This is a genomic window from Halobacillus shinanisalinarum (assembly GCF_022919835.1).
Lineage (GTDB): Bacteria > Bacillota > Bacilli > Bacillales > Halobacillaceae > Halobacillus_A > Halobacillus_A shinanisalinarum.
Genome location: NZ_CP095074.1, coordinates 2,462,308 through 2,475,997, shown reverse-complemented (window position 1 = coordinate 2,475,997; position 13,690 = coordinate 2,462,308). Strand labels below are relative to the sequence as shown.

General features: G+C 40.9%; 13 protein-coding genes, 2 tRNA genes and 1 pseudogene. 2 read left to right on the top strand and 14 right to left on the bottom strand.

Going from position 1 to position 13,690, the window contains the following annotated elements; genetic code table 11:
* Nucleotides 1-116 precede the first annotated feature (116 nt).
* A tRNA-Met gene (locus MUO14_RS12205) sits at nucleotides 117-190 on the top strand.
* A 205-nt stretch (nucleotides 191-395) separates the two neighbouring features.
* A tRNA-Glu gene (locus MUO14_RS12200) sits at nucleotides 396-467 on the top strand.
* A 125-nt stretch (nucleotides 468-592) separates the two neighbouring features.
* Here the strand turns inward: MUO14_RS12200 and MUO14_RS12195 are convergent.
* The 14 genes and pseudogenes from MUO14_RS12195 to MUO14_RS12130 form a co-directional block, all read right to left on the bottom strand.
* Nucleotides 593-868: a hypothetical protein gene (locus MUO14_RS12195; RefSeq protein ID WP_244750991.1), complete on the bottom strand. Its 276-nt coding sequence runs from the start codon at nucleotides 866-868 to the stop codon at nucleotides 593-595.
* Between the two features lie 253 nt (nucleotides 869-1,121).
* Entirely contained in the window at nucleotides 1,122-1,511 is a 390-nt protein-coding gene (locus tag MUO14_RS12190; protein WP_244750990.1) for a S1 domain-containing RNA-binding protein, read from the bottom strand.
* A 74-nt stretch (nucleotides 1,512-1,585) separates the two neighbouring features.
* Nucleotides 1,586-1,963, bottom strand: a complete 378-nt coding sequence (locus MUO14_RS12185) for an FtsB family cell division protein (protein WP_244750989.1) — start codon at nucleotides 1,961-1,963, stop codon at nucleotides 1,586-1,588.
* A 16-nt stretch (nucleotides 1,964-1,979) separates the two neighbouring features.
* On the bottom strand, nucleotides 1,980-2,570 hold the full coding sequence (gene yabQ, locus MUO14_RS12180; RefSeq protein WP_244750988.1) for a spore cortex biosynthesis protein YabQ: 591 nt from the start codon (nucleotides 2,568-2,570) through the stop codon (nucleotides 1,980-1,982).
* A complete protein-coding gene (gene yabP, locus MUO14_RS12175) occupies nucleotides 2,567-2,848 on the bottom strand; it encodes a sporulation protein YabP (protein WP_396265842.1) in 282 nt (93 codons plus the stop codon). The genes yabQ and yabP overlap by 4 nt, the downstream gene beginning before the upstream one ends.
* A 242-nt stretch (nucleotides 2,849-3,090) precedes the next feature.
* Nucleotides 3,091-3,351 carry an RNA-binding S4 domain-containing protein gene (locus tag MUO14_RS12170; protein ID WP_244750986.1) on the bottom strand — a complete coding sequence of 87 codons (261 nt, stop codon included), beginning with the start codon at nucleotides 3,349-3,351 and terminating at the stop codon, nucleotides 3,091-3,093.
* Nucleotides 3,352-3,354: 3 nt separating this feature from the next.
* Complete coding sequence (locus MUO14_RS12165; RefSeq protein WP_244750985.1) at nucleotides 3,355-4,812, bottom strand: bifunctional methyltransferase/pyrophosphohydrolase YabN; 1,458 nt, start codon at nucleotides 4,810-4,812, stop codon at nucleotides 3,355-3,357.
* The gene (locus MUO14_RS12160; RefSeq protein WP_244750984.1) at nucleotides 4,809-6,398 is read right to left on the bottom strand and encodes a putative polysaccharide biosynthesis protein; all 1,590 of its coding nucleotides are present in this window, start codon (nucleotides 6,396-6,398) and stop codon (nucleotides 4,809-4,811) included. The genes MUO14_RS12165 and MUO14_RS12160 overlap by 4 nt, the downstream gene beginning before the upstream one ends.
* A 161-nt stretch (nucleotides 6,399-6,559) precedes the next feature.
* Nucleotides 6,560-7,096, bottom strand: coding sequence for a stage V sporulation protein T (gene spoVT, locus MUO14_RS12155; protein ID WP_244750983.1), 537 nt, complete (start codon nucleotides 7,094-7,096; stop codon nucleotides 6,560-6,562).
* A 306-nt stretch (nucleotides 7,097-7,402) separates the two neighbouring features.
* Nucleotides 7,403-10,938, bottom strand: a pseudogene (gene mfd / locus MUO14_RS12150) (transcription-repair coupling factor).
* A 41-nt stretch (nucleotides 10,939-10,979) separates the two neighbouring features.
* Nucleotides 10,980-11,210: an anti-sigma-F factor Fin gene (locus MUO14_RS12145; RefSeq protein ID WP_244750982.1), complete on the bottom strand. Its 231-nt coding sequence runs from the start codon at nucleotides 11,208-11,210 to the stop codon at nucleotides 10,980-10,982.
* Nucleotides 11,211-11,289: 79 nt separating this feature from the next.
* On the bottom strand, nucleotides 11,290-11,856 hold the full coding sequence (pth, locus tag MUO14_RS12140; RefSeq protein WP_244750981.1) for an aminoacyl-tRNA hydrolase: 567 nt from the start codon (nucleotides 11,854-11,856) through the stop codon (nucleotides 11,290-11,292).
* A gap of 135 nt (nucleotides 11,857-11,991) precedes the next feature.
* The gene (locus tag MUO14_RS12135) at nucleotides 11,992-12,645 is read right to left on the bottom strand and encodes a 50S ribosomal protein L25/general stress protein Ctc (protein ID WP_244750980.1); all 654 of its coding nucleotides are present in this window, start codon (nucleotides 12,643-12,645) and stop codon (nucleotides 11,992-11,994) included.
* A gap of 88 nt (nucleotides 12,646-12,733) precedes the next feature.
* A complete protein-coding gene (locus MUO14_RS12130) occupies nucleotides 12,734-13,687 on the bottom strand; it encodes a ribose-phosphate diphosphokinase (RefSeq protein WP_244750979.1) in 954 nt (317 codons plus the stop codon).
* Nucleotides 13,688-13,690: the final 3 nt, after the last annotated feature.

Below are 13,690 nucleotides of genomic sequence, written 5' to 3'. Positions count from 1 at the left end.
ACACTAAAATTCCCGACCATTCTCTATCGAAATATACAGACTACTCTTACAATTTTATTTTTTATTGACATGATTTTTATGATGGTGTACTATATTGCTTGTGCCTTTGAACATATGGCGGTGTAGCTCAGCTGGCTAGAGCGTACGGTTCATACCCGTGAGGTCGGGGGTTCGATCCCCTCCGCCGCTACTTACAAGTGCTGAAATAGGCTTGCTCAAATGCGACATTCGTAAGACAAACAACTGTAATGATCACGGCTTTGGATCATTCAAACGATTGACTTATCTAATGAGCATTTAGCCTATAAAGCTGGATGATAACAGCGATGCCTAATGACTCTGCTCAGATGCGAAACACATAAGCATGAGGCCGAAAACTTTTTCCATACATATAAGGCCCGTTGGTCAAGTGGTTAAGACACCGCCCTTTCACGGCGGTATCACGGGTTCGAATCCCGTACGGGTCATCATACAAAAAACAGACATTCTACATACAGAATGTCTGTTTTTTTGTTTATATATTAATTTTCCTACACGAGTGTTCCCTTAGACACCAACATTCCGCACTCGTTTGTTGTCGGGAGACTATTTCTCACTCATTATTTAACCTTTCTGCTTTAATAAACTTTTCGCCTTCCATTTTAATTGCGATAACTTCTTCAGTATAATAATCCAAGATACTAAAGTATTCCGTTCCCTCTTCATATAGATTTGAGGAATTACCTTGCTGTGATTTCGCATTTTTAGGGGAGTAATTTGTGACTATCCCTATTTTATCTATGATTTTCGATACAGAAACTTCATCATCCGTTACCTTATAAATTTTACCGTCCCACTTTATAAGCTTAACAACCGAACGATCCCCCAATATTTAGTTGCCATACCATTAAAAATTTCACCCAATAAAATAAAAATTCCACTCATTCTCCATCCTCCTCTACCTCTTAATCCGAACTTAATCGAACTTCCTCACAAATATCAAAGTAATAAGCAGCAATAAGAATCTTGAAACCTTAGCTAAAAACTAACTTCCCCCGCTATAAAAAAACAGACCCGCCATAAGCAGGTCTGTTCCTTTATACAATCATGTGCATCTTTTACTCATTGTCATAGACAGCAAGCTATCCTCTTTTAGCACCCCGACCTCCACGTTTGGTTTCGGTTTGCTTTTTCAGTGATGCTAGACGATCTTCGCTATCCTTCATAAAGGCACTCATTTTTTGTTCGAATGATTCCGCCGGTTTACGAGGTTTTTTTGGCGCACGACGACCGTAGTTTTCTTTTGCTTTCTTGATGGATAAGCCAATCTTCCCATCATCCCCGACATTAATGACTTTGACCTCTACTTGGTCACCTTGGCTAAGGTGTTCATTAATGTCTTTTACATAGTTATCGGCAACTTCACTAATGTGAACCAGACCGGTCTGTCCTTCAGGGAGCTCAACAAATGCTCCGAAATTAGTGATACCCGTTACCTTACCCTGCAACTTGCTGCCTACTTCAATGGACATAAAAAAAATGCTCCTCCTTAGAATTTCGATAAAAATATCTTCTTACCTATTATATATAAGCATTGAAAAGGGTGTCAATACGAAGGGTCCTCATTTGGCATTTTAAAGATAATCTCGCCTTCTTTAGAGAAGAAATAGTCTGACCTTGCAATTTGTAGTACGTATTCTTCATTATTAAGAAGTTTGATTTCTTCGTTAAGACTCTTCTCTTTCTCCTTTAGTGTTTCCATTTTAGCTTGTAGTTCCTCATAATGCTCTTGTTTATTTGCCTGTAACGATTGTTGTTGAATATGAAAAGTCACCATGGAGCCTACCACGATCATTACGAATAAAGCAAACAGGACGATTCGGCGGAAAAGGCGCTTTTTCTTTTTGGTATGCCGTTCCATATAGGCGTCATAGTGCTTCATGTATGTAGAATCTAGGCGAGCCACAGACTGTTTTTTTGCCATGAACGTTAGACCTCCCTTATTTGCGCGTTCGATCTTTCCATTTATTTATAGTATTCTTTATTTTAACCCAAAACCCTGCTGTTTTGTTTAAATTTTTTTTCGCTTTTATTGGCAATAACTTCCAAATTGCACGAAAAACCAACAGGAATGGATATAAAACGACAAGAAACAATAAATGAGTACACTTATAAAATACTTTATAAACGGCAAATAGTAAAGAAGTAATAAGTAAAATAATGGTTCGAATCGGCCAAATAATCACAGCATTAAAGAGACGCAAGAAGAAGGTGATTAATTTTGTTGCAACATTTATAACGTGTTCCAGTATTTTTTTATAGCCTGGTTGCAGTAATCCACGATACGCAGCATATCCACATAGTATCGCTACAAAAACATACAGACGCAATTCACCGTAGTTCACGATAAACAATAGAAAAAAAAGAAGAGCAGCCTGAATCACCCAGAAGGCAAGCTGCCAAACGAGCTCAAGCCAGCTCTTCTTATTTCTTTTATAAAAAAGTCGTTCAAAAGTATCTACTGCTGCTCCGATATAGATCCCACCGCTTATCATTGCGATCATCGTCATAAATTGTGCTGTCAGTGTCATTTGAAAAGCTTGCTAAATAGTCCTTTAGCTTTCTCCCCTTGGTTCTCGTCGAGATAAGACATCTCATACACGCGGCCTTTTATAGAAACTTCTCCCTCCTCCAGATCCAAGTTCTTCATCTGGAGATTCTGTCCGCGTATCACTAAGTAGCCCATACTTGTCTGTAGTAAAAACTCTTCACTGTCAAAGCTGTCTACTTCTCTGACACCGGAGATCTCGAGGTTTCTTCTATTCCACATCTTCACATTATGATCGACTTGATGTGTCCGTACATTCATATTTTTATCGTAGCCTTCCATTTATAACAGCCTCCTTCTTCTCTAGTACAAGCTATGTAAAAGGAAGGCGATTTAGAACGATAAGAAGGTGATTAGTGGAAGGAATTATAGAGGTTGTTCAAAAGTCACTTATAGAGTTAACTGCAGCAAAAAATGAATGGCACGAAGGTGAGACTTTATTGCACAAGTCTAGCCAGCAAATGTCAAAAAAGCCACTGCTTCAATCCAGCAGCGGCTCTTCTTTACTTATTAACCGGTTCTTCGTTTTTAATTTCATATAATGTGGTCGCTTCGTCTTTTTTCACATTTTCCCTTAGAGATTTTACTTCAATCGTTAGGATCTTTTGGCCGAACTGGATGGTTAGCTCGTCACCAACGGATACGTCTGTAGCTGCTTTACTCTTTAGTCCGTTAATGCTAATTCTTCCCTGATCGGCCACTTCTTTTGCTAAGGTTCTTCGCTTAATTAAGCGGGATATCTTTAGAAATTTATCTAAACGCATGTCCTATTCCTCTCCTTTATGTTTTGCTTTAGCCGCGACCCACAGCGCTTCTAACTCGTCAATTGTATAATACTCAAGCAAACGCTTCCCTTCTGAGGCACTTTTCTCCATGGCTGAAAATCTTGTTCTAAACTTTTGATTGGTACGGTTTAGAGCCATTTCCCCGTTGATTTTATAATGGCGAGCTAAGTTAGCGATGGCAAACAGCCAGTCTCCAAACTCTTTTTCCATTTCCTCAACGTCATTTGCCTCTTTTGCCTCGATAAATTCGCTCCATTCTTCTTGGACTTTAGCTTCCACTTGTTTTACATCATCCCAATCAAAGCCTACCTTAGCTGCCTTCTTCTGCAATTCCTCTGCTTGCAGAAGTGCCGGAAAGCTCATTGGTACATCGTCTAACATCGATTCAAGCACTTGTTTCTTTTCCTGCTTTTTGATTTGGTCCCAATTCGTCACCACTTCTTCAGTGCCCTCCACATGTACGTTTCCGAAAACGTGCGGATGCCTGCGAATCATTTTTTCTGTTATAGATACTATTACGTCATCAATCGTGTAAAATCCTTCATCCTCTCCAATTTGGCTATGGAGCATCACCTGCAGCAGTACATCCCCAAGCTCTTCCACCATATGGTCATCATCATGCCGATTCACAGCATCAATGAATTCATAGGCTTCTTCAATCAAGTAACGGCGGAGAGATGCATGTGTTTGCTTTTGGTCCCACGGACACCCGCCTGGCCCACGAAGCTTTCGAATCACCTCTCTCAATCGGAAAAACTGGTGATTCAAGTCACCTTTTTCTACCGGAGCAATGTAAACACTCGTTAAGTTATTTACTTCAACAGCACGATCCATTTCCTCAAGGCTAACTGCAATTATCTTCTCCTCACTGGTTCCGGCAGCGGTGACAATCCTAACAGGGTGTTCCGGAGAAAGGTCCTCCATCAAAGTTAATTTAACTTCAGAGGCAATCATTTGATCATAAACTTGGCAGAGGAGGATATGGTTCTGAAATTGTAATTGACTCCGTGTAAGGGCCGTCGCATCTAAAAATTGGAATCCTTCAATTGGATCTACTTCAAGCGCTGTAAACACATCATCCAAGTAACTTTGTCCCCCTTGAATCGATACGTCCACTCTTGGCTCTTTTAGCAGTAATTGTACTGTCCGCTCTGCAAGCATCGGGTGGCCTGGGACAACATAGATGATATTTTTTTCCTTTGCAGTATTTACTAGTTGTTCAGCGATTTCTTCATAAACTGCAGAAAATTGATCATTACGCTGGTACAGGAAATCGAAACTAATAAAGCTCACCCCATCTGCTTCAAGCTCTCTTACAACGGGATGATCAAGTGTACGGATAAAAATAGGTTCATTTGCATTAATAAGCTGACGATAGACTCCGAGCGGCAGCTGGTCCAATTCACCCGCGCCAAGTCCTAAGATAGTAACGGTTTTCATCTGTTCAACCCCTTTGGTAATAATCGTACGAGCCATCTTCCATAGGGTAAAGTCTCAAGTTCCCTTTTAGTAAGAGCGCCCAAACGTATTAATAATACGAAATAAGTCAGCGCACCGATAGCTGTAAGACTTAATGTATAAAATAGCAAGAATAAGCGGTTCTCGCTCATATCCATTCCCTGTTTAATTTGGATTAGTGCCAAAAGTACACCCATCATTCCAAGGACAGCCAAGCTTGTCGAAAGCCATGGAAGCCGCAGCCATTTCTTTAACGAAAAGTCGTGTCTTAGCAAAACCAAATGGCCCACGACAACGAGAACCACACTCACAATCGAAGCAATGGCCGCTCCATTTAGTTTAAGAGAAGGTACTAGCCAGATATTCAACCCCCATTTAACAGCGATAGCCAACAACACGACAATAGCTGTATGTGTTACAAGACCAAGCCCCTGAAGAATGGAGGAAAGCGTAATAGCTAGCGAACTAAACAGAATCACAAGCATAAGAACTCGCAAGACAGCAGTCCCTTCTGTATCTTGAAAAAACAATTCATTAATGAAAGGGAATAATACTATTAACCCTGCCGTTGCCCCACCGGCAATCAACAGACTAAACTTCACTGAACCAAAGATGTAGCCCTCAATCAGACGAGGCTCTTCTTTCAACCTTCTTTTTGTTACAGAAGGAACAACAGCTAAGGCCAGTGAAGAAGCTAGCACAGTCCCTAATTGAATTAGAGGTTGTCCACGATCAAACACCCCTTTTAACAGCTTCGCCCTCTTCGATTCCTCTCCTGCTTCGATTAAGCCAGGAACAAGGGTGAGAGCGTCAGTCATTTGTATTAGTAACAACAGCATGTAATTAAGACATATGAATAACCCGTAGAATACAATCGTCTTTAAAAAAGCAAGAGACGAATACTCCATAGATCCACTCGTCCATGGAGGGTTTTTATTAATAATAAAAAGGAAAACAATAGCAGAAGCTATAATCCCTCCTAATGAAGCAATAGAGGCTCCGATGCCTATATGATAGAGCTCCCCTTTGTTAACGACATAAATGGTAGCCATAATAATGAAGAGGACGCGTACAAATTGCTCTACTACCTGTGATATTGCCGTTGGCTGCATGTTCCCTCCCCCCTGATAAACCCCTCTAAGCAGGGAAGGAAAAGGAAGAAATAGAAACACAAAAAATGCCGCTTGTAAGGAAGGCGTAAGGTGCTTGTCTCCCATCAAAGCAGCCAATTCATCCGATTGAGTATAGCCTATAAAAAATATAACCCCACAGATCCCGAACAGCCACGATAAGGCAGGAACATAAAAAGAGGATAAAGACAACGCTTTTCCCTGCTCCCTTACTTCAGCCACTAGCTTTGAGATGGCCACCGGAAACCCGTATAAAGAAAGAATTAAAGCCATTCCTAAAATCGGGTAAATTTGCTGATAAATATAAAAGCCTAAATCCCCAGCAATATTTTGCAGGGGAATACGATACCCTGCGCTTAATACTTTTCCAATCAGACCGGATAAAGTAAGCAAAAAAGCACCTTTGAAAATAAGATGTGATGAGTTTGAATGATTCATGAAAAGACCTTCCTAATTTAGATAACAATTGCACTTATTATAGCACAAAAATGCCAGGCCCCATGAATGACCTGGCTTTATCCCTTTTCACTTTGATCTAACTACAGTACGCAGACACGAAGAACAAGTCAATCACCTATCCCGATGCCTGCGCCTTCCTACTACTCCATTTGTCTTGCTAAAAAGCTTGCTGCTGTTTGTACAGCTTTTGCTGAGCCTTCATCAATAGGGGTGCCTTCTTTGTTAAAAGCAACCACACAGCCGATGGGATCTCCTTGAGCAATAATAGGATGAATGATATAAGAAATAACGTCCTCTTCTGAATCACGGACAAATTCTACCGGATTGGGATGTTTTTCAAATGCTGATGTACGTCCTTCCATCACCTGTTCGATGCGGCTGCCAACTTGGCGGCCCATGTATGTTTTCTTCGATTCTCCGGATACCGCGATAAATTCATCACGATCGCAAATTAATACAGGCGCTTCTAATGATTCATGTAATGCGTCTGCATACTCGCGAGCGAAGTCTCCAAGTTCACTGATTGGGGAATATTTCTTTAAAATGACCTCCCCTTCGCGGTCAACGAAAATTTCTAAAGGATCACCTTCTCTAATACGAAGCGTGCGGCGAATTTCCTTTGGGATCACCACACGCCCTAAATCATCAATTCGGCGTACAATTCCTGTTGCTTTCATTCTTACGCTGCCTCCCTCTCTATAATTTACTCTGTAAAAATTCTCAAGCAGAATAAACAGATGATAAGGATAGTATGATACTCCAGAAAAAACCTATTCATCCCAAGAATGGATTTTTTAAAAAGAAATGCGAAAATGAGCGTTTAGACCATAACTCATAAGCAAAACTATAATGTGACGGAGTCTTCTATCAAAGAATGGAATTGTTTATATAACGAAGGTCTGCAAGTTGGAGCTAGACCATAAAAGAATGTGAAAATACCCGCTTAGTCACAAAAAAGGAAGCCCAAATAAGGCTTCCTTCACTTATGCACTGGTAGCTTCCCGTGAGAGTTCAGGTAGTTGTTCAATAAACCTCTCGACAATTTCATACCTTCTATGTTCCGTATCTTGTTCCCATTTGAAGATGATTTTCAACTGCTGATCCTCTGTGCCTAGTTGGACCGTTCGACCGTATTGATTTGCAAATTCAAATAGCTTTGAGCCATCAATTTGCTGGCTTTGGTTAGATTCCATAAGCATCGCTATTTTCTTATTCTTCTCGGAGATAGATTCAATACGGGCTTGCTTTGCATACAGCCGAATCGACGTCACTGTAAATAAATTATCTACCTCCCCTGGATAATCACCAAAACGGTCGATCAATTCATCTTTAAGATCACGGATATCCTCTGCTGATTCAATTGCCTGGAATTGCTTGTACATATCAATTTTTTGTTTCTCATCCTCAATATAATCTGCTGGAATGTACGCATCAATGGAGAGATCAAGCTCAGTTTGAAAAGGCTGAACAGCCTCTGGTTCGACGCCTTGACGTTTCGCTTCAATCGCGTCTTTAAGCATTTGTGAGTACATATCAAATCCGACAGAATCAATAAACCCATGCTGCTGAGCACCTAGCAGGTTGCCAGCTCCGCGGATTGACAGATCACGCATCGCAATCTTAAACCCGGATCCTAGCTCAGTAAACTCCTTAATCGCCTGTAATCGCTTCTCAGCCACCTCTGTCAGCACTTTATCTTTTTGGTAGGTAAAATAGGCATAGGCTACACGATTGGAACGACCTACCCGTCCTCTAAGCTGGTAAAGCTGACTCAGCCCCATTCGGTCAGCATCATACACAATCAATGTATTAACATTAGGAATGTCTACACCTGTTTCAATAATCGTTGTACTGACTAATACATCGAATTCCCCTCAAGGAAAGAAAACATGACGTTCTCAAGCTCAGTTTCATTCATTTGGCCGTGAGCAAATGCGACCCTTGCTTCAGGGACAAGTGCAGAGATCTCCCGCGCCATCCGCTCAATGTTTTCCACGCGATTAAACAGGAAAAAAACTTGCCCACCTCTCCCCATCTCCCTCTCAATCGACTCACGCATGAAAACAGGGTTGTACTCCAAGACATATGTTTGGATCGGAAATCTGTTTTCAGGCGGTGTTTCAATGACGGATAGATCCCTAACGCCAAGCATGGACATGTGCAACGTTCTCGGAATAGGAGTAGCAGTTAGTGTTAAGACATCCACATTCGACTTTAATTGCTTAATCTTTTCTTTATGCTTGACACCAAAACGCTGCTCCTCATCTACAATTAATAGACCAAGATCCTTAAATTTTATGTCCTTAGACAAAATACGATGCGTTCCAACCACAATATCTATAAGTCCTTTACGAAGGCGTTCTGTCGTTTCCTTCTGTTGTTTTTTCGTTCGAAAGCGACTTAGTAAGCCAATGTTAATCCCAAAGTCTTGAAATCGTTCCTGCAGGGTTTCAAAGTGCTGCTGAGCGAGTATTGTTGTAGGCACCAGCAAAGCAGCCTGCTTTCCGTTTTCGATTGCTTTGAAAGCTGCCCGAATAGCCACTTCCGTTTTTCCGTAACCCACGTCCCCACAAAGCAAGCGATCCATTGGACGTATTTGCTGCATATCTTCTTTAATCTCTTCGATACATCGAATTTGATCCTCTGTTTCTTCATAAGCGAAAGCCGCTTCAAAATCTCGCTGCATCTCGCCATCTTCACCAAAAGCGTGACCTTTTGATGCTTCACGATCCGCGTACAATTGAATGAGGTCATCCGCAATATCTTCAACAGAGGATTGAACCCGGCTTTTCACTTTTTTCCATTCACTGCCGCCAAGCTTATACACTTTCGGCTCCTTACCTTCAGAGCCTACATATTTTTGAATTAAATCGATTTGGTCTATTGGAACAAACAACTTGTCATTCCCTGAATACTTCACCATCATAAAATCTTTATGGTTTCCGCCCATTTTAAGTGTTTCAATTCCAATATACTTCCCAATCCCATGGTTCGCATGTACGACATAATCGCCGACTTTAAGTTCTTGATAATTCTTGATCCGTTCCGCGTTTGATAACTTCTGTTTTCTTTTAGGCTTGGCTGTCCGCTTCTTAAACAGCTCATTCTCTGTTAAAACAGCTATTTTGTGCATGGGCCACTCAAAACCGCTGCTGATATTCCCCTGGATAATAACAGGGAGCTTCACAGGCAAGCGAACCTCCTCTTTAGTCACCACCGCTTCCATGTCATAATCAGCTAACACAGAGTGGATTTTTTCAGCTCGAGTTTCATCAGGAGCCATGATAATCACAGAATAATCCTGCTTGATCCATCGGTCCATCTCATTTTTAAGTAAATTCATTTGGCCATGGAACTGCTGCATTTGCCTGCTTGAGATATTGATTACATTTTGAGGATGCGTATTAGGAATATGACGCATAAACACCGACATATATAGCCTCGGCTGTTTCATGTTCGCCCATGTATCAGGCCAATCAAAGGAAATACGCAAATCCCTTACAATCTGGTTCACTTCAAGCAGGCTGTTGTGCCATTCTGCTTCTTCCTGATCTAGACGGCCAGCTGTTTCTTGAATACGACTCATTTCATCCAAGATAATTAACCCATCTTTGGGTAAATAATCTAGCAAACTTACAGATTGATCGTAGAAATAACCGATATATTTATACATATCTTGAAAATGCTCTCGATTCTGAAGCCGTTCAATATCATGTTCCACATGTGTGTGTAGCGTTTCTTTTGCTTCTTCCTTTGACAGCTTTTGTAAAGAATGGCTCAGTGCTTCTTCTAAACGTTGCGACGCCCTCGCAAAATCTTGATCCGTCAGCAACAATTCTGTGGCAGGCCCTACATGGATGTGATCAAACTTTTCATGGGAGCGCTGTGTTTCTGAATCGAATGTACGAATCGAGTCAACCTCCGTATCGAACAGTTCGACCCGATAAGGGAATTCTGCAGTCAATGGGTAGACATCCAGAATTCCTCCCCTTAGTGAAAACTCTCCAGGGGTCGCTACCATATCTGTGCGTGTATAGCCCATACTGATAAAACGTTCTAAGTAATTGTTAAGATCAATGTCTTCCCCAACACGAAAAGGGAGCTGGCTATGCTCCCAATACCCTTTAGGCGGCATGATTCTTTTTAAGGCAGCCACTGGAGCTATTAAGATCCCTGAATCTTGATTCAGCCATTCACTTAAAGCTTCAATTCGCTGGCTTCGAAGCTCTGGACTGGCAATGGCAATTTCAGAAGCAATCAATTCATTAACTGGATAGAGATGGACTCGTCCTGTATCTGACAGTTCTAACATATCTTCATACATTTGCTGGGCCTGAATAAGCTGATGAGTCACAATAATTACGGGACGCCTTAAGGATTCTTGCAATAAAGAGATCATCAAACTTCTCGAAGCTCCAGACAGTCCTGCAATCATCTGTTCATTCATACCCGTTTCAAATCCATCTACAACAGAACGAATATCATCCTGAGGTTGTAGATAATCTTTAATTCCCTGCATAACAAACTCCTCCATAATCACCAATAGAGGGTGACCACGATTTAATGAATAAAATAATCTTGTTCGTGATAATGAGGATGTTGGTCAAGAGTACGTTCACACGAATGGCAAATTGTTCGAATATTCATATCACCATTGTTACTATACGTAATCATTTCCCTATGATCATCCTCATTCAAGCACTCTAAGCCAAGCTCAGAAATTTCGACACGTTCTCGGTCTAATTTTCCGACTTGGCGGTTACAATGCCGGCATATATAATTAATATTCATAAATACAAACCTCCTGAAGAAAGCATTTGTATTTATTGTTGCCGTGCAGATCGTCACTTATACGAAAGCTGAATTCTTATTAAGTTTTTACATTGAAGCTATTCATCACTTCATCAAAAGGCTGTTCAAGCCACGCTTCACAAGCTTTAACGGATTGCTCAACCACCTCTTGAATAGATCTTTGCTGGTCTTTGTCAAAAGTACCCAGTACATAATCCACAACACTCATAGGTACAGAAGGCCGTCCTACACCGATACGCAAGCGTTTAAATTCCTTCGTACCAAGCTGATCAATGATACTGCGAATCCCATTATGACCACCATGTCCACCCTTTTGCCGCAAACGCATTCTGCCAGGCGGTAAATCAAGGTCATCATAAATAACGAGAACTTCATCATCCCTTATATCGTAATAATCCATGAACAAACGAAGAGAATCCCCTGATAAGTTCATGTATGTTTGAGGCTTGAGTAAAAGAACCTTTTCCCCATTCATATGTTCTATTGTAAATAATCCTTTGAATTTTTTTTGATCCAAATTCCAAGCGTTCTGGTTTGCTAATTCATCGATAATCATAAATCCAACATTATGGCGTGTCTTCTCATACCTTTTCCCAGGATTACCCAAACCTACAATACACTTCATTGTAAAACTTCCTTTATACCTTATTCCGCTTCTTTTTATTATAGCAAAGCTCAAATAAAAAATATGTCAAAAAAGCAAAGCTACAAAAAAGGACGCACCTAATGGGCACGCCCCTATTTCTATAGCTCTAAAATATTATTTATCTTCGCTTTCTTCGGAGTCCTCATCATTATCATCTTTCCCATTAATGACTTCTGGCTCTTCATCTGCGTTATCTGTATCAGGCTCTTCCGGCATTTCTTCTGGTGGAGTCACTGAAACAATCGTTGTATTTTCATCTTCCATAATTTCGTACTTGCGAGACTCTTTTAAATCGCTGACCATGACGCTGTCACCGATATTTAATTCAGCAACGTCAATGACGATCTCATCAGGAATGTCACCAGGCTTAGCTCTGATAGCCAATTCATATAAAGGCTGCTGCAGAACACCGCCTTCTTTGGAACCTAAAGCCTCACCCTCAAGATGGATAGGCACTTCAACATCCATTTCTTCGGACATATTCACAATGTAAAAGTCTGCATGAATGAGCTCGTCCTTCAAAGGATCGATTTGATATTCATGAAGCATAACATTTACAGTAGAACCACCGTCTACATCTAGAGAAATAATCGCATTTTTCCCTTCGTCACGGACTGTTTTAAGTAGTTCAATACTGTTTACTGATACATTAACAGGTTCTTTATCTTGGCCGTAAACAACACCAGGGACATCCCCTTCTTGGCGCAGTTCACGTGTTACTGATTGTTTTAAATCTTTCCTTTGATTTGCTTTTAATGTAATAGCCAAATTAATCTACCTCCATTGAATTTACCATTCATTTAAATCTAATTCCCTATTTAAACAAAAGTTAAACGTTATTCACATAAAAAATTTCTTAATCAAACAGGATACTTACTGACTGCCGCTCGTGGACACGGATAATGGCCTCACTAATTAAAGGGGCTACAGATAATGGAGTGATTTTCTCACTTTCCTTATCTTCTCCAAGTGGAATCGTATTTGTGACGACTAATTCTTTAATATTTGAATTGTCTATCCGTTCGATGGCAGGCCCTGAAAGAACCGGGTGTGTACAGCAGGCATAAACGTCTTTCGCTCCATTTTCAACTAACGCGTTCGCAGCAAGTGTAATTGTACCCGCTGTATCAATAATATCGTCAATCATAATAGCCGTTTTACCTTCAATATTACCCACAATATTCATTACTTCTGCAACATTCGGACGCGGACGGCGCTTATCGATAATTGCAATCGGCGCTTTCAGGCGATCAGCCATTTTACGAGCGCGAGTTACACCCCCGTGGTCTGGGGATACAATTACAACGTCATCAAAATTCTTCTCTTCAAAGTAATCAGAGAGAATAGGAACACCCACAAGGTGGTCGATTGGCATATCGAAGAAGCCCTGAATTTGGGGTGCGTGTAGATCCAGCATAATCACACGGGAAGCTCCCGCTGTCTCAAGTAAATTAGCAACTAACTTCGCTGTGATTGGCTCACGGGCACGTGCTTTACGATCTTGTCTAGCATAACCATAGTATGGCATAACAATATTAATCGTACTAGCAGAGGCGCGCTTGAGTGCATCAATCATAATGAGCAGTTCCATGATATGTTGATTGACCGGAGCACAAGTCGATTGAACAACATATACATCGCAACCGCGAATACTTTCATCAATGTTAATCTGAATTTCACCATCACTAAATCTCGTTACCGTACACTTCCCAAGATTGGTACCAATATTCTCAGCGATTTCTTCAGCCAGTTCAGGATTGGAATTCAGGGAGAATACTTTTAATTTTGAATCCTTGTACCCAGTTGCCATGGA

Excerpts from the sequence above, each read along its gene's own strand:
- pth (WP_244750981.1), bottom strand. The coding sequence starts at position 11,856 with ATGAAGTGTATTGTAGGTTTGGGTAATCCTGGGAAAAGGTATGAGAAG.
- MUO14_RS12190 (WP_244750990.1), bottom strand. The coding sequence starts at position 1,511 with ATGTCCATTGAAGTAGGCAGCAAGTTGCAGGGTAAGGTAACGGGTATC.
- yabQ (WP_244750988.1), bottom strand. The coding sequence starts at position 2,570 with ATGACACTGACAGCACAATTTATGACGATGATCGCAATGATAAGCGGT.
- MUO14_RS12130 (WP_244750979.1), bottom strand. The coding sequence starts at position 13,687 with ATGGCAACTGGGTACAAGGATTCAAAATTAAAAGTATTCTCCCTGAAT.
- MUO14_RS12170 (WP_244750986.1), bottom strand. The coding sequence starts at position 3,351 with ATGCGTTTAGATAAATTTCTAAAGATATCCCGCTTAATTAAGCGAAGA.
- yabP (WP_396265842.1), bottom strand. The coding sequence starts at position 2,848 with ATGAATGTACGGACACATCAAGTCGATCATAATGTGAAGATGTGGAAT.
- MUO14_RS12160 (WP_244750984.1), bottom strand. The coding sequence starts at position 6,398 with ATGAATCATTCAAACTCATCACATCTTATTTTCAAAGGTGCTTTTTTG.
- MUO14_RS12185 (WP_244750989.1), bottom strand. The coding sequence starts at position 1,963 with ATGGCAAAAAAACAGTCTGTGGCTCGCCTAGATTCTACATACATGAAG.
- MUO14_RS12165 (WP_244750985.1), bottom strand. The coding sequence starts at position 4,812 with ATGAAAACCGTTACTATCTTAGGACTTGGCGCGGGTGAATTGGACCAG.
- MUO14_RS12145 (WP_244750982.1), bottom strand. The coding sequence starts at position 11,210 with ATGAATATTAATTATATATGCCGGCATTGTAACCGCCAAGTCGGAAAA.
- spoVT (WP_244750983.1), bottom strand. The coding sequence starts at position 7,096 with ATGAAAGCAACAGGAATTGTACGCCGAATTGATGATTTAGGGCGTGTG.